The sequence below is a fragment of the Shewanella cyperi genome, assembly GCF_017354985.1.
GTDB classification, from domain to species: domain Bacteria; phylum Pseudomonadota; class Gammaproteobacteria; order Enterobacterales; family Shewanellaceae; genus Shewanella; species Shewanella cyperi.
The window spans coordinates 2,492,857-2,516,022 of the sequence record NZ_CP071501.1; the positions used below are offsets into that span (position 1 = coordinate 2,492,857).

19 protein-coding genes are annotated in these 23,166 nt (G+C 56.1%); 12 read left to right on the plus strand and 7 right to left on the minus strand.

Annotation, left to right across the window (positions count from 1 at the left end):
• Positions 1-422: 422 nt before the first annotated feature.
• Both pflB and pflA read left to right on the plus strand, forming a co-directional pair.
• Positions 423-2,705 (plus strand): formate C-acetyltransferase, encoded by a 2,283-nt coding sequence (gene pflB / locus JYB84_RS10755; RefSeq protein ID WP_207320086.1) that lies wholly within the window; start codon positions 423-425, stop codon positions 2,703-2,705.
• Between the two features lie 117 nt (positions 2,706-2,822).
• Positions 2,823-3,563, plus strand: a complete 741-nt coding sequence (pflA, locus tag JYB84_RS10760) for a pyruvate formate lyase 1-activating protein (RefSeq protein WP_207320087.1) — start codon at positions 2,823-2,825, stop codon at positions 3,561-3,563.
• 3 nt (positions 3,564-3,566) lie between these two features.
• Here pflA and yfbV read toward each other — a convergent pair whose 3' ends face one another.
• Positions 3,567-4,007, minus strand: a complete 441-nt coding sequence (yfbV, locus tag JYB84_RS10765) for a terminus macrodomain insulation protein YfbV (protein WP_207320088.1) — start codon at positions 4,005-4,007, stop codon at positions 3,567-3,569.
• A gap of 149 nt (positions 4,008-4,156) precedes the next feature.
• On the opposite strand from yfbV, the gene ackA reads away from it, so the two are divergent.
• The 4 genes from ackA to JYB84_RS10785 all read left to right on the plus strand — a co-directional run bounded on the left by ackA (position 4,157) and on the right by JYB84_RS10785 (position 9,188).
• A complete protein-coding gene (gene ackA, locus JYB84_RS10770) occupies positions 4,157-5,359 on the plus strand; it encodes an acetate kinase (RefSeq protein ID WP_207320089.1) in 1,203 nt (400 codons plus the stop codon).
• A 96-nt stretch (positions 5,360-5,455) separates the two neighbouring features.
• Positions 5,456-7,612 carry a phosphate acetyltransferase gene (gene pta, locus JYB84_RS10775; protein WP_207320090.1) on the plus strand — a complete coding sequence of 719 codons (2,157 nt, stop codon included), beginning with the start codon at positions 5,456-5,458 and terminating at the stop codon, positions 7,610-7,612.
• A gap of 348 nt (positions 7,613-7,960) precedes the next feature.
• Positions 7,961-8,392, plus strand: a complete 432-nt coding sequence (locus tag JYB84_RS10780) for a hypothetical protein (RefSeq protein WP_207323191.1) — start codon at positions 7,961-7,963, stop codon at positions 8,390-8,392.
• 574 nt (positions 8,393-8,966) lie between these two features.
• The gene (locus JYB84_RS10785; RefSeq protein WP_207320091.1) at positions 8,967-9,188 is read left to right on the plus strand and encodes a hypothetical protein; all 222 of its coding nucleotides are present in this window, start codon (positions 8,967-8,969) and stop codon (positions 9,186-9,188) included.
• An 89-nt stretch (positions 9,189-9,277) separates the two neighbouring features.
• On the opposite strand, the gene JYB84_RS10790 is transcribed toward JYB84_RS10785, so the two are convergent.
• Positions 9,278-10,195, minus strand: a complete 918-nt coding sequence (locus JYB84_RS10790; protein ID WP_207320092.1) for a class I SAM-dependent methyltransferase — start codon at positions 10,193-10,195, stop codon at positions 9,278-9,280.
• Between the two features lie 4 nt (positions 10,196-10,199).
• Positions 10,200-11,276: an AI-2E family transporter gene (locus tag JYB84_RS10795; protein ID WP_207320093.1), complete on the minus strand. Its 1,077-nt coding sequence runs from the start codon at positions 11,274-11,276 to the stop codon at positions 10,200-10,202.
• A gap of 77 nt (positions 11,277-11,353) precedes the next feature.
• On the opposite strand from JYB84_RS10795, the gene folX reads away from it, so the two are divergent.
• Together folX and JYB84_RS10805 are read left to right on the plus strand one after the other, a co-directional pair.
• Positions 11,354-11,722 (plus strand): dihydroneopterin triphosphate 2'-epimerase, encoded by a 369-nt coding sequence (folX, locus tag JYB84_RS10800; RefSeq protein ID WP_207320094.1) that lies wholly within the window; start codon positions 11,354-11,356, stop codon positions 11,720-11,722.
• Positions 11,723-11,793: 71 nt separating this feature from the next.
• Positions 11,794-12,687: a TIGR01777 family oxidoreductase gene (locus JYB84_RS10805; protein ID WP_207320095.1), complete on the plus strand. Its 894-nt coding sequence runs from the start codon at positions 11,794-11,796 to the stop codon at positions 12,685-12,687.
• Positions 12,688-12,713: 26 nt separating this feature from the next.
• Here JYB84_RS10805 and JYB84_RS10810 read toward each other — a convergent pair whose 3' ends face one another.
• Positions 12,714-15,164: an ABC transporter permease gene (locus JYB84_RS10810; RefSeq protein ID WP_207320096.1), complete on the minus strand. Its 2,451-nt coding sequence runs from the start codon at positions 15,162-15,164 to the stop codon at positions 12,714-12,716.
• Entirely contained in the window at positions 15,155-15,871 is a 717-nt protein-coding gene (locus JYB84_RS10815) for an ABC transporter ATP-binding protein (protein ID WP_207323192.1), read from the minus strand. The genes JYB84_RS10810 and JYB84_RS10815 overlap by 10 nt, the downstream gene beginning before the upstream one ends.
• Before the next feature lie 34 nt (positions 15,872-15,905).
• Here JYB84_RS10815 and JYB84_RS10820 point away from each other — a divergent pair, with 34 nt between their 5' ends.
• From JYB84_RS10820 to JYB84_RS10830, 3 genes are all read left to right on the plus strand, one after another.
• The gene (locus JYB84_RS10820) at positions 15,906-16,514 is read left to right on the plus strand and encodes an arylesterase (RefSeq protein ID WP_207320097.1); all 609 of its coding nucleotides are present in this window, start codon (positions 15,906-15,908) and stop codon (positions 16,512-16,514) included.
• Positions 16,515-16,663: 149 nt separating this feature from the next.
• The gene (locus tag JYB84_RS10825) at positions 16,664-17,734 is read left to right on the plus strand and encodes a DUF3083 family protein (RefSeq protein WP_207320098.1); all 1,071 of its coding nucleotides are present in this window, start codon (positions 16,664-16,666) and stop codon (positions 17,732-17,734) included.
• Between the two features lie 246 nt (positions 17,735-17,980).
• Positions 17,981-18,400, plus strand: a complete 420-nt coding sequence (locus JYB84_RS10830) for an Hsp20/alpha crystallin family protein (RefSeq protein WP_207320099.1) — start codon at positions 17,981-17,983, stop codon at positions 18,398-18,400.
• 120 nt (positions 18,401-18,520) lie between these two features.
• On the opposite strand, the gene sohB is transcribed toward JYB84_RS10830, so the two are convergent.
• Together sohB and JYB84_RS10840 are read right to left on the minus strand one after the other, a co-directional pair.
• A complete protein-coding gene (gene sohB / locus JYB84_RS10835; RefSeq protein ID WP_207320100.1) occupies positions 18,521-19,534 on the minus strand; it encodes a protease SohB in 1,014 nt (337 codons plus the stop codon).
• Positions 19,535-19,662: 128 nt separating this feature from the next.
• Positions 19,663-22,167, minus strand: coding sequence for a VolA/Pla-1 family phospholipase (locus JYB84_RS10840; protein ID WP_207320101.1), 2,505 nt, complete (start codon positions 22,165-22,167; stop codon positions 19,663-19,665).
• A 260-nt stretch (positions 22,168-22,427) separates the two neighbouring features.
• On the opposite strand from JYB84_RS10840, the gene JYB84_RS10845 reads away from it, so the two are divergent.
• Positions 22,428-23,165: a YciK family oxidoreductase gene (locus tag JYB84_RS10845; protein WP_207320102.1), complete on the plus strand. Its 738-nt coding sequence runs from the start codon at positions 22,428-22,430 to the stop codon at positions 23,163-23,165.
• The last annotated feature ends 1 nt before the right edge of the window (position 23,166 follow it).

Here is a 23,166-nt window from a genome sequence, read left to right on the forward strand (position 1 = left end):
AGCACACTAATGTAAATTGGTCTTACCAATCTTAAATCGCTCACCTTGTATTCATTGCAGAAGACTGGCGGACCAACCCCGGCAGTAAAACTGCTGCCAGCGCAAAGTTTCGCCGCTCCCAATCCAAGCCTGAAAGATAAAAATGTTAAGCTGCCAGCAAAATTCACACTCAGACAAGATGAAAGCCTGATAAGCAGATGTCAGTTGTTCGCAGTCGTGCTACTATCACCATGGACAATTGGTATTACCATTTTAAAAAATAAACTGACTCAAGCCCATAATTGCCACACTTTTCCGCTACAGTGAATTCAGAACAAGTGGCCGGGGCAAGCCCAACAATCGGGGCACGTCAGAGGACAGAATTGTAAAACTTACACCTGGCCAGGCAGCACAGAGCCAGGTAAATGAGAAGGTAGCCCGATATGACAGACAAACAAATGCAGTTTGCCAAGGCCTGGGAAGGTTTCATTCCCGGAGAATGGAGCTCAGAAGTTAAGGTGCGCGACTTTATCCAGCGCAACTACAGTCCCTATGAGGGGGATGACAGCTTCCTCGCCGGCCCCACAGAGGCCACCACGACACTGTGGGCCAAGGTGATGGAAGGCATCAAGCAGGAAAACCGCACCCATGCACCGGTGGACTTCGATACCGACAAGGTTTCCACTATCGTCTCCCATGATGCCGGTTATATCGAAAAGTCACTGGAAACCATAGTGGGCCTGCAAACCGATGCACCACTTAAACGCGCCATGCTGCCCAATGGTGGCATTCGCATGGTGGAAAGCTCCTGCGCCGCCTATGGCCGTGAGCTGGATCCAGAAATCAAGTATGTCTACAGCGAACTGCGCAAGACCCACAACCAGGGTGTCTTTGACATCTATACCCCGGAAATCATGGCCTGCCGTAAGTCAGGGGTGCTGACCGGCCTGCCTGATGCTTACGGTCGCGGCCGCATCATAGGCGACTATCGCCGCATCGCCCTTTACGGCATCGACTTCCTGATGGCCGACAAACTCACGCAGTTTGAATCGCTGCAGCAGGCCTTCGAAACCGGTGAGGATCTGCAGACCACCATGCAACTGCGGGAAGAAATCGCCGAGCAGCACCGCGCCCTGGGACAAATGAAACAAATGGCGGCCAAGTACGGCTGCGATATTTCCGGCCCCGCCACCAATGCCCGCGAAGCCATCCAATGGACCTATTTCGGCTACCTGGCCGCCATCAAGAGCCAGAACGGCGCCGCCATGTCGCTGGGCCGCACCTCCAGCTTCCTCGACATCTATATCGAACGTGATCTCAAGCGTGGCCTGATCAATGAGCAGCAAGCCCAGGAGATGATCGACCACTTCGTAATGAAGCTGCGCATGGTGCGCTTCCTGCGGACCCCGGAATATGACGAACTGTTCTCCGGCGATCCCATTTGGGCCACAGAGTCCGTGGCCGGTATGGGCCTTGACGGCCGCACCCTGGTGACCAAGTCCAGCTTCCGATTCCTGCACACCCTGTACAACATGGGTCCCAGCCCAGAGCCCAACATTACCGTACTCTGGTCCGAGAAACTGCCGGAAAACTTCAAGCACTTCTGCGCCAAGGTCTCCATTGACACCAGCTCTATCCAGTATGAAAACGATGACCTGATGCGTCCGGATTTTGAGTCCGACGACTATGCCATCGCCTGCTGCGTCAGCCCCATGGTGGTTGGCAAGCACATGCAGTTCTTCGGCGCCCGCGCCAACCTGGCCAAGACCATGCTCTATGCCATCAACGGCGGTATCGACGAAAAGCTGAAAATTCAGGTGGCTCCCAAGGCCGAACCCATCAAGGGTGAGGTACTGGACTATGACGAGGTCATGGGCCGACTGGATGAAGTTATGGAATGGCTGGCAACCCAGTACGTCAGCGCCCTGAACGCCATTCACTTCATGCACGACAAGTATTCCTATGAAGCGGCGCTGATGGCGCTGCACGACCGCGACGTGCGCCGCACCATGGCCTGCGGTATCGCCGGCCTGTCCATTGCCGCCGACTCGCTGTCGGCCATCAAGTACGCCAAAGTGAAACCGGTACGTGATGAAAATGGCATTGCCGTGGACTTCGACATCGAAGGGGACTACCCCAAATTCGGCAACAACGATGCCAGGGTAGACGACATCGCCTGCGAACTGGTCGAGCGCTTTATGGGCAAGATCCGCAACAAGAAGATGTACCGCAATGCCATTCCGACCCAGTCTATTCTGACCATCACCTCCAATGTGGTGTATGGCAAGAAAACCGGCAACACCCCGGACGGCCGCCGCGCCGGCGCCCCCTTTGCCCCCGGTGCCAACCCCATGCACGGTCGTGACGAGAAAGGCGCTATTGCCTCCCTGACTTCGGTGGCCAAGCTGCCCTTCGCCCACGCCCAGGACGGTATTTCCTATACCTTCTCCATAGTGCCGAACGCGCTGGGCAAAGAGGATGGCGCCAGACGCCGTAACCTGGCGGCGCTGATGGACGGCTATTTCCGTCACAGTCCGGTACGTGAGGGTGGTCAGCATCTCAACGTCAACGTGATGAATCGCGAGATGCTGGAAGATGCCATAGCGCATCCGGAAAAATACCCGCAACTGACCATCAGGGTGTCGGGCTATGCGGTTCGCTTCAACGCCCTGACGCCGGAGCAGCAACAGGATGTGATCGCCCGCACCTTTACCAAAGGTATGTAGTTCAGGGACTGGTAATGCAACCGAGGCTGAAGGACAATGCGCTCCTTGTTCTTCAGCCCCTATGTTCAGATGGGTCTTCAATTCCCACTATCTGCCGGTCAGTTTTCAGGAGAGGCAATGACAGTTACAGGCAGGATCCATTCGGTGGAATCCTTCGGCACGGTGGATGGCCCCGGCATACGCTTTATCGTGTTTATGCAGGGTTGCCTGATGCGCTGCCAGTACTGTCACAACCGCGACACCTGGGATCTCCACGGCGGCCGCGAAGTTGGGGTTGATGAGCTGATGGCGCAAATCCAAAGCTACCGACCCTTCCTTGAGGCCAGCGGCGGTGGCGTCACCGCCAGCGGGGGGGAAGCCATACTGCAGGCGCCCTTCGTGGCCGAACTGTTCAAGGCCTGTCGCCGGGAAGGGATCCACACCTGTCTCGACACCAACGGCTTTGTGCGCAAGTACAGCCCAGTGATCGACGAACTGCTGGACAACACGGATCTGGTGCTGCTGGACATCAAGCAGATGGATGACAAGCGCCATCAGGATCTGACCTCGGTCAGCAATCAGCGAACACTGCAATTTGCCGACTACCTGGCCAAACGGGGTCAGCTCACCTGGATCCGCTACGTGGTGGTGGACGGCTTTACCGACGATGAAGACAGCGCCATCCGCCTGGCGGAATTTGTCGGGCCCATGGCCAATGTGGAAAAAGTGGAGTTACTGCCCTACCACGAGTTGGGGCGCCACAAATGGGAGGCCCTGGGCGAGGATTATCCGTTGAAGGACATCAGGCCACCATCACGGGAGACCATGGAAAAAATCAAGGCGGTATTTGTCAGCAGAGGGATTAACGCCAGTTACTGAGGCTTAAAGCGCGTCCCAGTAACTTGCATCGAGGCGCTCAAAGGCTATCTTCAGCAGGCGGGCCATGTCCAGATAACAGGCCTTGGCTCCGAGGAGAGTGCAATCAACGCCCATGGCGTTCAGCTTCTCTCCCAGTTGATTACCCCAACTGAGCAGGGACAGCGGCAAGGGATGACGGGCGCGTTTGCCAAGCCACAGCAGGCCCTGCAGCGGCAGGCTGATGAAAAACAGCGCTATGGTGATGGCCTGGGGCAAAAAGTCCCAGCCGTGCAGATAGAGCTGACTGGCGGCGGCAGGCAGCGCCAGCGCAGGCATCCATTTGATGGCCAGCGAGGTCGCCTTTACCACCCGGTATTCGGGAAAGAAATAGCCCAGCTGCCTGACCATGGGCCAGGTTTTCATATAAGCGCGGCCATCTCTCAAGGTGGTGAACAAGGAAAACATCGACCCGGGTACCTGCTGCATAAGACATACGCTTTTACCTTAGCACAGCCGGAGGCCAAGGTAACAGCCCGACCGGTCAGTGAACCGGTCATTCAGGCCCCGCCGCAGGCGGGAACAAACTAGATTCAATTGCTTCAAAAGGTTATTACATGTCCGATAAACTGGTTTTGGTACTCAATTGCGGCAGCTCTTCGCTGAAGTTTGCCATTCTGGACGCGGTCAGCGGCGATGAGAAACTCTCTGGCCTGGCCGAATGCTTTGGCCTGGAAAATGCCCGAATCAAGTGGAAACTGGCGGGTAACAAGCAGGAAGCCGCCCTCGGCGCCTTCAGTGCCCACCGTGAGGCGGTGGAGTTTATCGTGCGTAACATTCTGGCCCAGGCGCCGGAACTGCAGGCCCAGCTCAAGGCCATAGGCCACAGGGTGGTCCACGGCGGCGAGCGTTTTACCGATTCGGTATTGATTGATGAGGCGGTGATCAAGGGCATTGAAGACTGCGCCTCCCTGGCGCCGTTGCATAATCCTGCCCACCTTATCGGCATCCGTGCCGCCATGGCGTCTTTCCCAAACCTGCCCCAGGTGGCCGTATTTGATACCGCCTTCCACCAGAGCATGCCGCCCGAGGCCTATATCTATGCCCTGCCCTACAAGCTGTACCGCGAGCACGGCATTCGCCGCTACGGCATGCACGGCACCAGTCATTTGTATGTCAGCCGCGAGGCCGCCAAGTTGCTCGGCAAGGCCCCTGAGGACACCAATGTGATTTGCGCCCACCTGGGCAACGGCGCCTCGGTGACCGCGGTCAAGGGTGGCAAGAGCGTCGATACCTCCATGGGCATGACACCGCTGGAAGGGCTGGTGATGGGTACCCGCTGCGGCGATCTTGACCCCTCCATCATCTTCCATCTGGTGCAGCAACTGGGTTACACCCTGGATGAGGTCAACTCCCTGTTGAATAAGCAAAGCGGTCTGCTCGGCATCTCCGAGCTGACCAACGACTGCCGCGGCATTGAGGAAGGTTATGCCAAGGGCCACAAGGGGGCGACCCTGGCGCTGGAGATTTTCTGCTATCGCCTGGCCAAGTACATCGCCTCCTATACCGTGCCTCTGGGACGTCTGGATGCGCTGATCTTTACCGGCGGCATTGGCGAAAATTCTGACCTCATTCGCGAAAAAGTGCTCAACCTGCTGCAAATTTTTAACTTCAGGGTCGATAGCGAGCGCAACCAGGCAGCCCGTTTCGGTAACCGCGGGCTTATCACCGCCGATGGCAGCCCCATCGCTATGGTTATCCCCACCAACGAAGAGTGGGTGATTGCCGAAGACTCGCTGCGTCTGGTGGGCAACAACTGACGTCAGCCGGGCCGCCCAATGGCGGCCCCAATTAATACACGGCGGTGAGAACTGCCACAGCAACACCCCAGGTACAGTAAAAGACAGAGGTACTTTATGTCCCGCAACATCATGTTGGTTCCCATAGGCACGGGCGTTGGCCTGACCTCCCTCAGCCTGGGCATGGTGCGCGCCCTGGAACGCCACGGCGTCAAGGTGCAATTCTTCAAACCCATCAGCCAGCTGCGCCCCCACGATCACGGTCCCGAGCGTTCTACCACTATTCTGGCCAAATCACCGACCGTCAATCCGCTGGAACCCTTTGAGATGAGCCATGCCGAGGCACTGGTCCGAACCGATCAGACCGATGTGCTGATGGAGCAGATCATTGCCCGGGCGGCCGAGTGCGCCAGCAATACCGAAACCCTGATCATCGAAGGCCTGGTGCCAACCCGCAGCCACACCTTCGCCGATGACCTTAACTATGCCATCGCCAAGGCCCTGGATGCGGACGTGATCTTTGTCGCCACCCCGGGCAACGACAGCGCCAATGGACTGAAAAACCGTCTAGAAATCGCCTTCAAGTCCTGGGGCGGTAACAAGAACAAACGCCTTATCGGCGCCATTATCAACAAGATTGGCGCACCGGTGGACGACGAAGGTCGCGCCCGCCCTGATCTGTCGGAGGTGTTTGACCACCAGGAAAACCAGCGCAGCGACACCAAGGCCATGTTCCAACTGCCGGGCAAGAGCCCACTGCGTATCCTCGGCAGCGTGCCCTATAACCTCGACCTGGTATCACCACGGGCTTCGGATCTGGCCAAGCATTTGCGCGCCAGGATCCTCAACGCCGGTGAAATGAACAGCCGCCGCCTGCGCAAGGTGACCTTCTGCGCCCGCTCCATCCCCAACATGCTGCAACACTTCCGTGCCGACTCCCTGCTGGTAACCTCGGGGGACAGATCGGACGTGATAGTGTCCGCCTGCCTTGCGGCCATGAACGGGGTCAAAATCGGCGCCCTGCTGCTGACCGGCTCCTATACACCCGAGCCCGAAGTGCTGAAACTCTGTGAGCAAGCCTTCGAAACCGGCCTGCCGGTATTTTTGGTGGACACCAATACCTGGCAAACCTCGCTCAATATCCAACGCTTCGACCACGAAGTGCCGGTGGATGATGCGGTGCGCATCGAACTGGTGCAGGAATACGTGGCCGGTCACATAGATCAAAGCTGGATTGAGAGCGTCACTGAACACTCGCCGCGGGAACACAGGCTGTCACCGCCGGCATTCCGCTACAAGCTCACCGAGCTGGCCCGCGCCGCCAAGAAAACCGTGGTGCTGCCCGAAGGCGATGAGCCGCGCACCATCAAGGCCGCCGCGATCTGCGCCGAGCGCGGTATCGCCCGCTGTGTGCTGCTCGGCAAGCCGGAGGAAATCCAACGCATTGCCGCCCAGCAGGAAGTGGTGCTGGGTGAAGATGTGGTGATAGTGGATCCCGACGAGGTGCGCGAGCGCTATGTGGAGCCCATGCTGGATCTGAGGCGCCACAAGGGCCTGACCGAAGTGGTTGCCCGCGAACAACTGGAAGACAATATGGTGCTCGGTACCATGATGCTGGCCGAAGACGAAGTCGACGGCATAGTCTCGGGCGCCGTGCATACCACGGCCAATACCATCAGGCCGCCGCTGCAGCTGATTAAAACCGCCCCCGGTTCCAGTCTGGTGTCTTCCATCTTCTTTATGCTGATGCCGGATCAGGTGCTGGTCTACGGTGACTGCGCCATTAACCCGGATCCCGATGCCGAGCAGTTGGCGGACATCGCCATCCAATCGGCAGAATCGGCCAAGGCCTTTGGCATTGAGCCCAGGGTGGCGATGATAAGTTACTCCACAGGTGACTCGGGCACGGGTTCAGACGTGGACAAGGTGCGTGAAGCGACCCGTATCGCCAAACAGAAACGGCCCGACCTGGTCATCGACGGCCCGCTGCAATACGACGCGGCGGTCATGCCGAACGTGGCCCGCTCCAAGGCCCCCGACAGTCCGGTGGCCGGTAAGGCAACCGTGTTTGTGTTCCCGGATCTGAACACGGGTAATACCACCTACAAGGCGGTACAGCGCAGCGCCGATCTCATCAGTATCGGCCCCATGCTGCAGGGTATGCGCAAGCCGGTGAATGACCTGTCCCGGGGCGCTCTGGTGGACGATATAGTCTACACCATAGCCCTGACCGCCATTCAGGCCACCCAAAACCAGGGCACAGCAGAAGATTAAGCTCGCGCGGGTTTGCGGTCCGAAAACGAAAAAAGCACTGCCTTGGCAGTGCTTTTTTATGCTTCCGGGGTCTATTTTCAGGACCCCAGCAGCAGATGGTGCAGATAGCGTCACTTTTTGAACAGCAACAATAAGCCACTTAATTCAGCAACTTAACTAATTCACCCCGAGTCTTCAACACAGTTTTCCACAGATTCTGTGGATAACCATGCCAGGTTATCTTTTTATATATGACACGATATCCCCACCAGAGCAAGACTTAAGCAGGCAGTTATGGCAATGCTTGTCCCTGGGGCGAAAAATCGGGATACTGGATCCCATTCCAAAAGATCAGACCCCATGGCGCCGATGTTACGTATCATTCTGATTGCTTTACTCTTGTTAAGCGGATGCCGCCAACAGGACGACTCTGCTACCAACCTGACCCCGGAACAGGTTTCACTGGGCTTTTTCCGTGCCATCTATGTGGACCGGGACGTGGAAAAAGCCACCCAGTTTGTGGATGCACCACTCAAGGAAGTGTTGCGGCACTATTACATCGCCGCCTCGGTTCAACGCCATATGTTGAATCTGTCGATGACGGATGTGGAGATGGAAATTGATGAAATTGACATCGACTTTTTCCGCAAATTCACCAAGGACGTCACTGTGATAGTCAAGCTCAAGGGCATCAAGGCCGGAGAGCCCTGGATAGACGACAGAACCCTGAGGCTGCACAAGCGCGGCAATGAATGGATCATTGTTGAAGTCATGAAAGAAAAACGGATTGTAAACGGCTAACCGCTGCCGGAGCGTTTTGCAGTGCTGCAAAACCCAAGATAAAAAAAAGCGCCCCGACCGGGGCGCTTTTTTATGGTCCAGCTGTCCTTGGACAGCACAATCCGTTAGTCCAAAAACGCTTCTTCGTCATGTTTCACAGGCAGAGAAGCAATCACTTCATCCTGTACCTGGTAGTAGGCGCTTTCGTAATCATGCATATCCATAACTGGCTCCGGATTGGTTGAGGTCGGGTACACAGGTCGGTCTATTCTTTGCAGACATCGTATCCTGGAGAAATCCATTCGGTGAGAACGGGATTTCATGGTTGCGGAGTATACCAGCACGCCCCCTACAATTACAAAGAAGAATTACAGAAAACTTTCAGAAATGTTTCGAGTTGAAAGTTTAAATGCCGAAATCAGCCGATTTCAGCTCCATAAAACTGAAAGTCTTTCATGCTGCCACCTCAAAATTCGCCTTTATCCGACTTGTTAGCAGTCAAAAGTATTAGCGCTTGCTGGTTACAAGAAAATGTTATAGGGAGCCGGTTTGGCTGGTGCTATTTGTTAAAGCATCAACAGCAGGAGACTGTACTATGAATGCGCTGATTGAATATGAAGCCGGCAGGCTCGCCAACCTCATGCTCCATGGGGATACTTTAGGGATCCGTCTGTTTATGGAACACATGCACATCCCTCTGGATGTGCAGGACAGGTTGTTTGCCGAAATGGCCACCTTGGATGGCGATACCTCACGGATAGCCAGCTGGCTGGAAACCCATGGCCAATCCACCATGCCGGAGCGACTCGGCAACTGACCCTTCCTGCATTCACCAGAATTTAATGGCCCGGCGCAAGCATTGGGCCAGTAAACCAAGAGTGGTGGCCGCCCGCCGCCAGCCTTGGCTTATTGTTCTGCGGGTAAGCTGTACCTTAACACCTTGAGGGATTTCTGCTCGTCCATGTCGGCATAGATGGCCGGATTGGCGAGGCGCTCAATAAACTCCAGTTGGGGCGCGACTTCCTGCACCTGGGCTGCCAAAAAATCACACCCCAATTCCGGTGCGTTGAGGCACAGCAACAAGTCGCCGCCCGGCGTCAGCAACTCGGGCAAACGCCTGAGCAGGCGCACATAATCCTTGGTGGCAATAAAGCTGCCCTTCTGGTTGCTCGGCGGATCGGCAATGATGAGATCATAAGGCCCCAATTTGCTGAGCTTGCCCCAGGACTTGAAAATGTCATGGCCAAGAAAACGAGCCCCGGCGGCAAAACCATTGAGCAAATGGTTCTGTTTGCCTATGGCAAGCGCCCCTTTAGCCATGTCCATATTCACCACGTTATCGGCACCACCGGCGAGCGCCGCCACCGAAAACCCACAGGTATAGGCAAAGAGATTAAGCACGTTTTTGCCCGCCGCCTGTTCCCTCACCCACTGACGACCGGCGCGCATATCGAGGAAGAGTCCATGGTTCTGGCCCCTGAGCAGGTGCACCTGAAATTTAAGCCCCTGCTCAGTGATATTATGGGGCTCGGGCACGGCGCCGCTGAGGATAAGGGTTTGGCTGTCGACACCGGCACGCAACTGATAGACCAGATTAGGCTCTCCAGATCTGCCATGACGGAGCCAGAATTCGCTGATGGCCCGCTGATAAAGAGCAAGCTCGGTTTCACCCAGTTCGCTGAAGCTGGTCAGCAGCAATACCGGCTCATACCAGTCCAGACACAGGTGTTCGACACCGGGATACAGGCCACCGCGGCCATGGAACATACGGCCGCTGTCTGCGGGGAACTCTACCTGCTGCAAAAATTCAACGAATAAATCCATGCTGTTACTGCTCTTTCGATGGGGCCTCAACCTTGGGCGCTACATGCTTGTCATCAACCTGATCTGCCAGCAAAATCGCCAGCCAGTTACCGCTGGAACTGGACTCCAGCGCTATCTTGACAATCATGGTCAGGGGCACGGATAACAACATACCGACCGAGCCCAGCAGCCAGCCCCAGAAGATCAAAGACAGGAACACCACCAGGGTCGACAGGCCCAGGCCACGCCCCATGAATCTGGGTTCAATGACATTGCCCATCACCATGTTGGTACCCAGGTACAGCAGCGCCGTACCGCCGGCCGCGCCGGGGCCCAGCTGAATAAAGGCGAGGAGAATAGCCGGAATGGCGGCAATAATCGAGCCTATATTGGGAATGTAATTGAACAGGAAAGCGATGACGCCCCACAGCAGGGCGTAATCCACACCGATAAGCGACAGGCCTATACCCACCACGGCACCTGTGGCCAGGCTGACCAGGGTCTTTATCACCATGTATTCATTGACCGACTGCAGGAAACGGTCGATTTGCTTGAGGCGCATATCCGGATCGTCCAGCGCCAGGTGCAACTTCTTCGGCAACTGCTGGGCCTCGAACAGCATAAAAACTATGGTCAGGATAATCAGGAACAAATTGGCCATCACATTGCCCACGCCGGAGAGCATGTTGGTGGTCATGGACAAGGCCATGCCGGGGTCAAAATAGGCCAGCACCTGATCCTTGGAGATCTGCACATTCAAAGCCTGCAACTTTTCCAGCACCCAGGCAAATTGCTGCACCAGTTGCCCCCGGTAATGGGGCAATTGCTTGGAAAACTCGTTTACCGAACTGCCCACCAGGGTTGCCAGCCACAAGCCCGCCAACACTATCACCAGCATCAGTAGCATGACCGCCAACCACTTGGGGACCCGAAAGCGCATCAGGTAAACAATGACGGGATTACAGATCACCGCAATAAACACCGACAGCACAAAGGGCACCACTATGGGGCTCGCCGCCTTGATCCCGGCCAGGATCACTATTAAAAACGCCATGATGGCAAAGCCCTTGAAGGCCATGGAAGGCCGCTCGATTGGAAACATTCCAGAAATTCCTTTTTTTCCCGGGGCCTGAATTGCTACTCTTGTGCCCCACCATACATAGATTGCAGCTGACAAAGATGACATCAGATACAGCCACCATCAGGATCAAGAACCTGCGCCTGCGTACCCACATAGGCATCAAGGAAGACGAGATAAACAACAAACAGGATGTGATTATCAACGTCCGCATCGATTACCGGGCCAGCCGTGCCATGCAAAGCGACCAAATGGATGACGCGCTCAATTATCGCACCATTACCAAAAAAATCATCGCCTTGGTGGAGAATAACCGCTTTTCACTGTTGGAACACCTGACCCGTAAGGTGCTCGACATTGCCTGCGAGCACGATTGGGTTGAATCGGCCAATGTCGAAGTGGACAAACCCCATGCCCTGCGTTTCGCTGACTCGGTATCCATGGAACTCAGGTACACCCGCGGCGAATAAATTCACCTGGGGCCAACAGCGTGTCCGCCAGGGTATATGCTTGATACAAGAGGGGCAAAGGAGACAAATCCATGAAGATCTTCATCACCGGTGCCACGGGTTTTATCGGGCGGCAATTGGTGGCCACCCTGGCCGAGCATGAGTTGCGGGTTTTAACCCGCGATGTGGGCCGGGCAAGGGACCTTCTCGGTGAAGGCATCCAATACCTGACGGACCTTAACCGGTTGGAAAATTTCAATGACGTCGATGCGGTGATCAACCTCGCCGGTGAACCCATTGTGGGCCGACGTTGGAGTGACGCCCAAAAGCATGTGCTCAAGCACAGCCGTTGGGATATCACCAGCACACTCACAGGTCTCATTCAGCAGAGCGACAATCCCCCCGCGGTATTTATCAGCGGCTCTGCCGTCGGCTTCTACGGCAATCAGGGCAATCAGGTAGTCACCGAAGCCAGCCTGCCGGTGGACGACTTTGCCCATGAAATCTGTGCCACCTGGGAACAACTGGCCCTGGAAGCCGCCTCGCCCCAAACCCGGGTGTGCATCATCCGCACCGGCGTGGTATTGGCCCTGGGCGGCGGCGCCCTGGCCAAAATGCTGCCACCTTTCCGCTTGGGTTTGGGTGGTCCCATCGGCAGCGGCAATCAGGGGATCAGCTGGATCCACATGGATGACATGATCCGTCTGATCCACTTTTTACTGAGTAATCCCGGTTGTCGCGGCATCTACAATGCCTGCGCCCCAAATCCCGTCAGCAACCGTGACTTTGCCGGCGCCCTGGGAAGGGCACTGCACAGGCCCGCCCTGCTGCCGGTACCTGAGTTGGCATTGAAACTCTTGCTCGGGGAAGCCAGCACCATGGTCACCGGGGGGCAATATGTGCTGCCACAGCGGGTAGAGGAAGCCGGCTTTCGCTTCCTGTTCCCCAAAATTGATCAGGCCATGGAAGCCATCTTCCCCGACTGATAACTGTTTTCCTGACAGTCGCAGGCTCAATCGGCCCTCAGCAAACTGGCCGCGGTGCGCTGCAGCAATTGCCGACAACGCCAATAGCCCAGGCTCGCCACCAATATGGCTCCTCCGCCACAGGCGAGCGGCCACCACTGCGGATGCAAAAAGGCTTTGAGTTCGAATACCTGGGTCTTGAGCAGGTACAGGGAAAACTCAGACACCAACACGGCCAACAAGCCGGCAATACCGCCGAGCAGGGCAAATTCCATGGCGGTAGCCAGACGCAACAAGCGCCCGGGAGCACCGAAGGTTCTGAGCACCGCCAATTCCCTTTGTCTGAGCACCATACCCGCTTCGGTTTGGGCGAACAGCACCAGGGCGCTGGCACAGAGCACCAAAGCCAGCACCAGAGACAGAGCCATGGACACCTGGGCCACTATGTCCCTGAGCTGGCCCACCATGGCGTCCACGTCTATCACCGAAATGGTCGGGAAGCCCTTGATAAGGGAAAGGATCAGCTCCCGGCGCTCCGCCGGCAGGTGGAAACTTGCCATGGAGGTGTAGGCAAAGCCCTGCAGTGCTGCTGGCGGAAAGATCATAAAGAAATTCGGCTGCAGGGTTTCCCAATGTACCTGACGCACACTGGTGACCCTGACGCTGACGGGTCTGTTGTCTATCACGAACTCCAGCTTATCCCCGAGCCCTATACCCAAACGCTCCGCGACGCCGGATTCCACCGACACAGTGTCGGCGTCCGGGGTAAACTTTCCGGACAGGAGTTCATTATTGGCCGGAATACGCTCCTGCCAGGTGAGATTGAGCTCACGCCCTATCCCTACCCTGCCGCCCTCGGCCTCTGCCTGCTCCTGGCTCACCAGGGGCTCACCGTTAATGGCCGCCAAACGTCCGCGCACCACGGGATAGATGGCAGTGGCTTCGATACCCCTCTCATCGAAGAAGGCTTTCAGCGGCACTTCATCCTCGGGCGCGATATTGACCAGGAAATAATTGGGCGCCCCTTCGGGTAACTGCTGGCGCCATTCCTGCAACAGGTCCTGGCGCAGCGCCAAAATGGTCAGCAGCAACACCAGCGCCGTGGAAAAACCCACCAGCTGCAGGGCGTTTTGCCTGGCACGGCGCCTGAGGCCCGCCAGCGCCAATTGCATCGGATTGGTGGTCCGCATCCCCAGGCCATGGCCAAGACGGATCATGGTCAGTCCCAGCACCACCAAGAGCAAGGCCAGCAATAACACGCCGGCGACAACAGACAGGGTCAGGGCCCAGGAACGGGAATAAATCCAGCCAAGGGCCGTCATGGCGCTCAGACTCAGCAGCAGATGCAACCACATGCCCGGCGTCAAGCCTTCCAGCTGGCCATTAAGCACCCGCAGCGGTGGAATGCGCAGCAACCTGAGCATGGGATAAGCCGAAAACATCAGGGCGCTGATAAGGCCAGTGGTGCAACCAAGCAGCAATGGCCTGAGTAAAGGGGCGTCGTAGACCCTGATTGAGGGGGGTAAAAAAGCACTGACGGCCGCATCCAGCGCCAAGCCCCCCAGCAACCCCAAACACACTCCGGTCAGGGTCACCAGCAACAGGTGCAGGCCGAAGATGGTGCGAATTTGCACCGCACTGGCACCGAAGGTCTTGAGCATGGCCACCACATCGTAGTGACGCTGGCAATAACGCTGGGCGGCAATGCCTATGGCGGCACAGGCGAGCGCTATGCCGAGCAAACTCGCCAGCAATAAAAAGCGCTCCGCCCTGACCACGGCCTGGGCCACAGGGGAGTCTCCCGAGGTGGGGTCTATCCAGCGCTGACTGCTACTGAGTTCAGCTTTAACCTTGGCTTCAAAGTCTGCCAATGCTGCGGGATCTCCCGCAAACTGGTATCGGTAGGTTACCCGGCTGCCGGGACTTATGACCCCCGTGGAAGCCACATCCTCCAGGCGCATCAGCACCACAGGCGCCGAGGCAAAGGGATTGAAACCGGCATCGGGCAGCTGCGCGATTTCCCCGGCCATATTGAAGTTGCGCTCACCCAGTTCAATGTGTTGCGGGTAGCCAAGCAGGCCCCCCAGGCGACTTTCGTACCAGAGGCTGCCGACTGCGGGTAATCCATCTGCCGGCCCGTCAATCATGGCAATATGCCCCTTGAGCGGATAGCCGTCGGCCACGGCCCGCACAGTCACCAATTGGAACGCCTCGCCGGCATACACCATGGAGTTGAATTGCAGGCTGTCTACCCGCCGCAACTGCAACTTATCGGCCAACGCCAGTATGGTTTCCGCTATGGGCTGGGGGGATTCAATGATGCGATCGGCAGCAATAAAACGGCTCGCCTGCCCATTGATGGCCAACTGCAGGCGCTCGCTGACCCGGGCAAGGCCGGTCACGGCCAGGACCGCCAGGGCGATGGCCAGTACAATCAGCAGCAATTGCCCCTGACGCAGTTCCCGGCGCAATAATCTCAGTGCCAGCGTCAATCCCATGTGCCGGTCTCCTTTGTCCTTGGGGTTGCAGCTGCCTCGGACAGTTCGCCGGCCTGCATCAACAGCTGCCGCTGACAGCGCTGCGCCAGAGTCAGATCGTGGGTCACCAACACCAGGGTCGTGTGACTCTCACGGTTCATGGCAAACAGCATGTCGGCAATCTTATGGGCATTGGCGGCATCCAGATTGCCGGTGGGCTCATCGGCAAACAGTACCTTGGGTTCGCTGATAAAAGCCCGGGCTATGGCCACCCGCTGCTGCTCGCCGCCGGACAACTGCTTGGGCAAGTGATTCAGTCTGTGACCCAGTCCCACCCGCTGCAACAGCCCCATGGCCCGCTCCCTGGCGTCGGCGCGTCCGGCCAGCTCCGCCGGCAACATGACGTTTTCCAGGGCCGTAAGGGTGTCAACCAACATAAAGGTTTGAAAAATAAAGCTGACCTTTTCCTTACGCAGGCTGGCACGCTGTTCTTCATCCAATACCGACAGAGCTTCCCCATCGAGCCAAATTTCCCCCGAACTTGGGGTATCCAGGGCCGCCAATAGTCCCAGCAGAGTCGACTTGCCGGAGCCTGACGGCCCCACTATCGCCAGGCTTTGACCCGGCTTGACATCCAAATTGATGCCACTCAGGATAGAAAGCTCCCCCTCCTGGGTTGAGACCTGTTTACTGAGGTTTTCCACTTTGATTACGCTGAAATCTGACATCTTGTCCTTCTCTGTGCCCAGGTTACTGCGGGGCATGCTCTTGCTGTTGACCTGTTGGGTGATGCCCCTGCGGGCCGATACCATATTAATCCTCGGTGACAGCTTGAGTGCAAGTTATGGCATGAATGAAGACATAGGCTGGGTGAACCTGCTGCGGGCCAAAATGCCCGAACACAAGATAATCAATGCGGCCATCAGCGGTGAAACCAGTGCCGGCGGATTGCGGCGATTGCCCGCCCTGCTTGACTCTGACAAGCCTCAACTGGTGTTTGTGGAACTGGGAGCCAACGATGGTCTGCGCGGATTTCCCATTGAACAATTGAAAAATAATCTTACAAAAATCATCACCCTGGCGAAGGAAAGTGGTGCCAGGGTACTGCTGTCCGAGGTCATGGTGCCCCCCAATTATGGTCCCCGTTATGCGAAGGCATTCAATCAGGTATTCCAAACCCTGGCCAAAGAGCAGAATGTGCCCCTGGTGCCCTTCTTTATGACCGACATTGCACCGCATCCCGAATTGATGCAGGCAGATGGGCTGCACCCCAACGAGGCCGCCCAGGAACAAATCAGCGACTTTATGCTGCCCTGGCTGACACCGTCATCGGCCAAAGGCAGTGCAGTGCCCGCCACCGGAAGTCACTGATGTCCCCACCGGGGGTGACAGGTGGCGAAGTCGGTCACATTTTTGTCATTCAATTGCTAATTTATTAGAGCCGATGCAACATTAGTGCAGCAAATCCACGTTAGGATAGCGCCAAGCCCCGGACAGGGTGAATAAACCAAGGAGTGTCTATGTCTGTTACCCATCAGCAAAAAGTCTATTTGCCACTGGATGCACGCACCAATCAGTACATCACGGCAGAAATCAAAGTCACGGACGCCCTGCTGAGCCAGTATCCCGATCTGATGAGCTGTTACCGGGATCTTTCCCGCCAGGTGTTTGAAGCCGCCGATAAGCATGGCCTGCGCAATGTGCATGTCATTGCCAACGACAAGTTACCGCTGGTGCGTTTTCATACTGAGGCCTACAGCCTGGAAACCGAACATCAGGTGCTGTTTTTTTACAATCCCAAGTACCATGAAGCTCAGAACCTGTTTGCCCGCCCCGATTACCGGGCCCGCAAAATCCGCTTTCTGTTCCTGGCGGTCGGCGAAGACATACGCGCCAACTCCGCAAGTTTCCACGCCCAGGTAGTCAGACTGATGGAAGAGCTGCAGCCCAAGCTGGCTCTGGAGCACCCCATCAAAATCCGCGATCATCAACACCTGACCTATGACCTTTTTGCCAGGGCCAAAGGCAACAAAAAGACCTATGGCTATAAACTGCGCGGCCTGCCCCAGCGTTACAAGGCCCGTCAGTGTCAGTTGCCCGACGATGTCAGCGCCCTGAGCTATGTGACCGTTACCCTGCCCCTGGGGCGGAGGCTGAAACAAAAGTTGCTGGGTGCCGAAATGACCCACGGCGATTACAGTGCCCTGTATCAGCAGTTGCAGGACAGGTTCCACAGTGCCGTCACCACCGGAGCCTTCAGTCGCAGTGCCATGGTGGCCAACGGCCTTATTCCCCTGGTGCGCAACAGCAAGTTTGAGCAGCTGGAAACCAATAAGGGCGTGCAGTATCTCGGCTTCGACCCCAACGCCAGCGAGCCGCAATTTGTGGCCCATTGGCAAGCCGACAATCTGGTGGAGTCGGCGCACTTTATGATAGTGGCCGGTCAGGAAGATCATAGCGACAGTGGCTTCGGACGCTTTATGAATCAGGTGGAAGACACACTGAAGCACTTTGCCCGCGCCATAGAACTGGACGGTGAGCGCGACGATCTGATTGTGCGTTTCCATCAGCACATCAGCTACAAACGATAAGATCCGCGAAGACCACCTCAAGATAGCGCCGGCAATGCCGGCGCTATTTTTTACGCTCCCACCCCGGGCTTAGCCATGCTTAAAACGCGCCCAATTTTGTTTGCCTGCCCCAAATTCACCCCGGTTTTGACGCCGGTCAAAGTCGCCTGACATATAGCCAATGGCGGTTGCACAGCGGCCTATACTATATGTCGTCGGCTTGGCGACGGGTCAAATTTGTGCAACCTCGAACAAAAGGAGCCCCATATGAGCCTGCCTTCCCAACATCAATGGCCGAGCATAGAACGGTTCTTTGATCAATTTTTTACCCCTGCAAGCCTGGAAGATAAGGGCAATATGCTCAGCCCCCGGGTCGATATTACCGACAAGGGGGACGCCCTGGAGATAATCGCCGATCTCCCCGGTGTGAAAAAAGAAGATGTCCGGGTGCAGGTTTACAACGGTGTATTGAGCATTGAAGCCCAAACCCAGAGTGAAAAAACCACGGAACAGGACAAGGTCATCCGCAAGGAGCGTTACAGCGGCCATTTCAGCCGTCAGTTTAATCTGGGACCCAATATAGGCGAACACGATATTGTCGCCCAATTCAGTGATGGGGTACTGAAGCTGACAGTGCCCAAACTGGCCCACAAGGCCCCTGAGGCAAGACAAATCAGCATCAAATAACCTTTACCCTCTCCCCGGCCGGCGTTCATGAGCCCGGCCGGGATTTTTATGCCCTTTTTTATGACAAAAAGGGCATAAAAAAGGCCCGCAATGGCGGGCCCTTTCAGCTTTGACTCACACTCACAGACCCCGGTCTTTTTCCACCAAGCGATTAATCAAGGCACTGACAGTGGTTGAAGCGCTGTGGGCTATCTTATCGGTCAACTTCTTGCGCATCTGGTATTGCACCTTAATCAGATTGCGATCGGCTGATTTTTTCAGGATAAGATCATCGCTGGTGGCAATCTCATCAACCAAGCCCAGCGCCAGCGCCTGCTGTCCATACCAATGTTCGCCCGTGGCCACCTTGGTCAAATCCAATTCGGGACGGTACTTGCCAACAAAGGCCTTGAACAACTCATGGGTTTCTTCCAATTCCTGACGGAATTTCTGCCGCCCTTCCTCGGTGTTTTCACCGAACAGGGTCAAAGTACGTTTGAAGTCACCTGCAGTGTGCTGCTCGTAATCTATGTCATGCTTTTTCAGCAAACGATTGAAGTTGGGCAACTGAGCCACCACCCCAATGGAGCCGACAATGGCAAAAGGTGCCGCGTAGATGCGCTCGGCAACACAGGCCATCATGTAACCACCGCTGGCAGCCACCTTGTCAATACAGACGCTCAGGGGGATACCGGCCTGACGCAACCTGTCCAACTGGCTGGAAGCCAGCCCATAGCCGTGCACCATGCCACCGCCGCTTTCCACCATCAGCAGCACTTCGTCTTCTTTTTCTGCCACGGTCAATATTGCGGTGATTTCCTCCCGCAAGGAGGCCACCTCATGGGCATCCAGGCTGCCGTGGAAATTGACCACAAAGGTGCGCGGCTTGGGCGGCACATCGCCCTTGTCACGGGCCTTGGCTTCGGCCTTTTGCGCTTTTTCATAGGCCTTGAAGGCAGCCTTATCCAGCAGTTCCTCTTTGAGGTGATGCTTAAGCGCATCCAGCTCCTCAGACATGTGGGTCAGTCTGAGTTCACCGCGCTCGGGTCTGTGGCGGGTTGTGGTCAACATGATCAGCACCAGCACCGCGCCCAAGGCCGCCACCAGGGTTATCGCCTTGGCAAGAAACAATCCGTATTCGTATAGAAATTCCAAACTCTGCTCCAATCTGTCTGCCGGCGGCCTCTGGCCCCGGGAAAAGTGGCGCCTATTCTAACAAGGTGGCAACGAAAACCAATAAAAAACCGGCCCTAAAGGCCGGTTTTTCAATTCAGACAAGCCTGTTAGCTACAAGGCGCCAGCAGGGTTGCATCATTCACCATTATGGTCGCTTGACCGGCAGCAGCGGTAGCAGCAAAGCCTGCCACTTGCCTTTGCATCTCTACCGTAGCTTCGGCAGCCCTGCCATCTGTGGCATCGGTTTCACTGGCACTGATGATGGAACTGTGATGTCCCTTGGCAAAACGCACCGCGCCCGAGCCCGCTAAAGTGCTGTCTCGGCATTCCAGTCCCAGGTTGGCGATCAGAGGTTCTGTGCCTGAGGTTGGGAAACCTGCCACAGTATTGGGCAGAGTTTGATCCGGCAGGTTACCGTTACCATCACCAACAACCTCAATCAAATGCACCGGCAATTGCGTGGCCTTCAGTGTGGCAGCATGGTTAACAGGATCTATGCTGTCCACCGCAGTCTGGATCGCAAAAGCGAATGTCGGTATGAATTCGGCATATACCGCCTGTACCAGGGCCGCGTACTCAGGGCTGCCTGGTTCATAGCCAGCGGTATTGGCTTTAGCAACAGCGGCCAGGAAGGTTTCATTGGTCATGATATTGTCAAACAGCAAAGGACCAAAGGTGGCAGAGCCCACAAAGCTGCCCGCCAAGCCACCGCTTGGAGCCACCAGAGATACGGCATCCAGTGCATAGGGGTTGCCGAGCGATGTGCCAGTGGCCGGGTCAAACAAACCGGTAGAGGCATAAGTGGCAAAGTCGGTGCCAATAATGCCCCCCAGACTCAGGCCCTGGGCACTAATCTTGCTGACATCAAACACCTGTGGAGCATTGGCCTGAGCCAGAGCCTGGGCGTAACCCGTCAAAACCAAACGCAGCGCCAGTTGGTCCATAACCCCCTGACGGAAGTTACCCTGCACGCTCAGGGAGCTTGCAATGTTCACGAATACCAGCGGATTACCGTTGGCATATTCAGCAGCCTTGCCGATGGCGGCACCAAACCTTGGATCGGTTGCAGATACTTCATAAACACCGTCTTTGTTGGCGTCGAAGGAACGTTCGCCGTGCAGCGGCATATCAATCGCTACACTTGCCACCCCTGCCGCGGCGTAGGTGCCGGCGTAGGTAAACACGGTTTCCTTGGCGCCACCCAGACCATGCATGGCTATGTTGGTGGGCCAACCTGTGGCTGGCTTAACTTTACCCGTCTTGGCCTCGTTGGGCAGAGTGATATAAGCGGTCACAGTCTCATACCCTTTGATCTGGGGTATGGGGTTGAACTTGGTCAGGTGGCGGGTCTTGTCTGCCGGAGTGTCATCGTCCAGGTTAAAGTGCTTACCCGCCAGCAAAGAAGGGTTGGCCAGCGCTGCTGCAGGATCTTCAATGCCCTGGGCAACGGCCTGGATGCCATAGTTCTGCTGACTCAAGGTTCCGTTTTGCAATGCCAGCAACACGGATACAGGACTGTCACCAAAGGCAGCCCAACGACCATTGATGGCCGCTTCACCGTCTTCGGTCAAACAGGCAGCAGAGGAGCAATCACCGTATATGGGCAGCTTGATTTTGGCTATATAGAGGTCAGCCATATCGGCCACTACATAAGCGGCACCTGCTGCAGGTGTCAATCCTGCCGCCTGCGCTACCGTCATGCCGGTAAAGGTGGGCTGCATTACTAAAGACGGTTTATAGGGCGCATGCTCGGGAGCAGGGCTGGCCATCAGCAACTTGGTGGTTTCATAGACGGGATTAACCGATTGGGTAGTAAACAGACCTGACAAGGTGATGCCGGCACTGTCCACACCCTTGGATTCCAGGGCCTTTTCATAGCTGTTCACCAGACCCTGCAGCAACAATTGCTCCGGGGTTTCCAGCGGCAGGGTGTTTATGTCCATCTTAACCGTGGCGTAGGTGGTCGAGGCCTTCACCGGACGAGACTCGGAATCCATGATTTTATCTGTGGTGGCATAAATATAGGACTGGCCGGCCTTGAGCGGCTTCAGTGGCACTATCACTATTTTGTTTCCGGACGCCATGGAAACGAAATCGACGCCAAATTGCAGCTCATCACCTATTTTACAGGCGGAAACCGAAGCGGCGGTTTTACACTCGGGATCAGAAGACAGGGCGCCGCCCGTGGTGGCCTCGAACAGTCTGACCGCGCCGGGTTGGGCAACGGAGGCGGCCATCAGACTCAGGCTGTTACCTTGATGATCTTTGGCCGGAGCAACATCTATGCTGATGGGCATTGTGGTTGACCAACCATCCAATGAGCCCATGGCAACACGGGGATTGGTGTAATTACCGCTGTCCGAATGTACTCCCGGTTCTATGTTTTCGCCGGGTTCTGTGGCTGAAGAAGGAATATTCAAGGTGCCGTCCAGGGTGCCGCTGAACAGCAAATCGTTTGGCAGAGGCAAGAGGGCGTTACCAGGGTCATATACCAGATGGGACTCAGGGATCAAGGCTTCGGTCTTGTCCTTAAGCTCGTTGACACTGTCTTCACCACATCCTGTGAGCCCCAAAGCAGATGCGATAGCAACACCCAAAATGAGTCTTTTCATCTTTTTTCCCCAAATCTTGTTTTAATAATTTTGTTTTCCCCAAGAAATTGGTCACAATAGCAAAATTGCAGACCAATCCGGGCTTTTCCCAGCCCGTAACTCGTCTCAAGTTAACGTAAAAATAGTGAGTTAGCTACAAATTTGTCACAAAGAATTGAGCCTCTCCGGGCCAATAATCAGTCATTTGTTTCAAACAACCGTTTAAGCTCTATTGACCGCCAGTCACGGCGGGCTGTTGTGCCATGAGGAAGTAACTATCCATGTTGGAATATCAAGCTGCTAAAGATGCCCTGAAGGGCAAAACAATACTGGTCACCGGTGCCGGAGATGGCATTGGCAAGGTCGCCGCCATGACCTACGCCGCCCACGGTGCCACTGTTATCCTGTTGGGAAAAACCGTCAGGAAGCTTGAGGCAGTGTACGATGCCATAGAGGCGGCCGGTTATCCGACACCCGCAATCATTCCTTTGGATCTCAAGGGCGCCACAGAGCAGAACTACATCGACATGGCTGAGACCATTGAAGAACAATTCGGTCATCTTGATGGCGTGCTGCACAATGCCAGCCTTCTGGGTGTACTGGGTCCCTGGGAGCACATGTCCCAATCGTCACTGGACGAGGTCATGAAGGTTAACCTGACCGCCCCGGCCATCATGACCAAGGCCCTGCTCAAGGTACTGCGCAAGGCCCCCAAGGCTTCCATTCTCTTTACCTCCAGCGGCGTTGGCCGCCAGGGTCGCGCCTACTGGGGCCCCTATGCCCTGTCCAAGTTTGCTACCGAGGGCATGATGCAGGTACTGGCCCACGAATGTGAAGGCACCAGCGTCAGGGTCAACAGTATCAACCCCGGTGCCACCCGCACCAAGATGCGCGCCAACGCCTATCCGGCTGAAGATCCTATGACACTGAAGACCGCAGAAGATCTGATGCCAACCTACCTCTACCTGATGAGCGATGACAGCGCACAGGAAAATGGCAAGGCCTTCAACGCCCAGTGAT

Coding starts and splice junctions, on each gene's coding strand:
- pflB (WP_207320086.1), top strand. CDS start 423: ATGACAGACAAACAAATGCAGTTTGCCAAGGCCTGGGAAGGTTTCATT.
- pflA (WP_207320087.1), top strand. CDS start 2,823: ATGACAGTTACAGGCAGGATCCATTCGGTGGAATCCTTCGGCACGGTG.
- yfbV (WP_207320088.1), bottom strand. CDS start 4,007: ATGTTTTCCTTGTTCACCACCTTGAGAGATGGCCGCGCTTATATGAAA.
- ackA (WP_207320089.1), top strand. CDS start 4,157: ATGTCCGATAAACTGGTTTTGGTACTCAATTGCGGCAGCTCTTCGCTG.
- pta (WP_207320090.1), top strand. CDS start 5,456: ATGTCCCGCAACATCATGTTGGTTCCCATAGGCACGGGCGTTGGCCTG.
- JYB84_RS10780 (WP_207323191.1), top strand. CDS start 7,961: ATGTTACGTATCATTCTGATTGCTTTACTCTTGTTAAGCGGATGCCGC.
- JYB84_RS10785 (WP_207320091.1), top strand. CDS start 8,967: ATGAATGCGCTGATTGAATATGAAGCCGGCAGGCTCGCCAACCTCATG.
- JYB84_RS10790 (WP_207320092.1), bottom strand. CDS start 10,195: ATGGATTTATTCGTTGAATTTTTGCAGCAGGTAGAGTTCCCCGCAGAC.
- JYB84_RS10795 (WP_207320093.1), bottom strand. CDS start 11,276: ATGTTTCCAATCGAGCGGCCTTCCATGGCCTTCAAGGGCTTTGCCATC.
- folX (WP_207320094.1), top strand. CDS start 11,354: ATGACATCAGATACAGCCACCATCAGGATCAAGAACCTGCGCCTGCGT.
- JYB84_RS10805 (WP_207320095.1), top strand. CDS start 11,794: ATGAAGATCTTCATCACCGGTGCCACGGGTTTTATCGGGCGGCAATTG.
- JYB84_RS10810 (WP_207320096.1), bottom strand. CDS start 15,164: ATGGGATTGACGCTGGCACTGAGATTATTGCGCCGGGAACTGCGTCAG.
- JYB84_RS10815 (WP_207323192.1), bottom strand. CDS start 15,871: ATGTCAGATTTCAGCGTAATCAAAGTGGAAAACCTCAGTAAACAGGTC.
- JYB84_RS10820 (WP_207320097.1), top strand. CDS start 15,906: ATGCTCTTGCTGTTGACCTGTTGGGTGATGCCCCTGCGGGCCGATACC.
- JYB84_RS10825 (WP_207320098.1), top strand. CDS start 16,664: ATGTCTGTTACCCATCAGCAAAAAGTCTATTTGCCACTGGATGCACGC.
- JYB84_RS10830 (WP_207320099.1), top strand. CDS start 17,981: ATGAGCCTGCCTTCCCAACATCAATGGCCGAGCATAGAACGGTTCTTT.
- JYB84_RS10840 (WP_207320101.1), bottom strand. CDS start 22,167: ATGAAAAGACTCATTTTGGGTGTTGCTATCGCATCTGCTTTGGGGCTC.
- JYB84_RS10845 (WP_207320102.1), top strand. CDS start 22,428: ATGTTGGAATATCAAGCTGCTAAAGATGCCCTGAAGGGCAAAACAATA.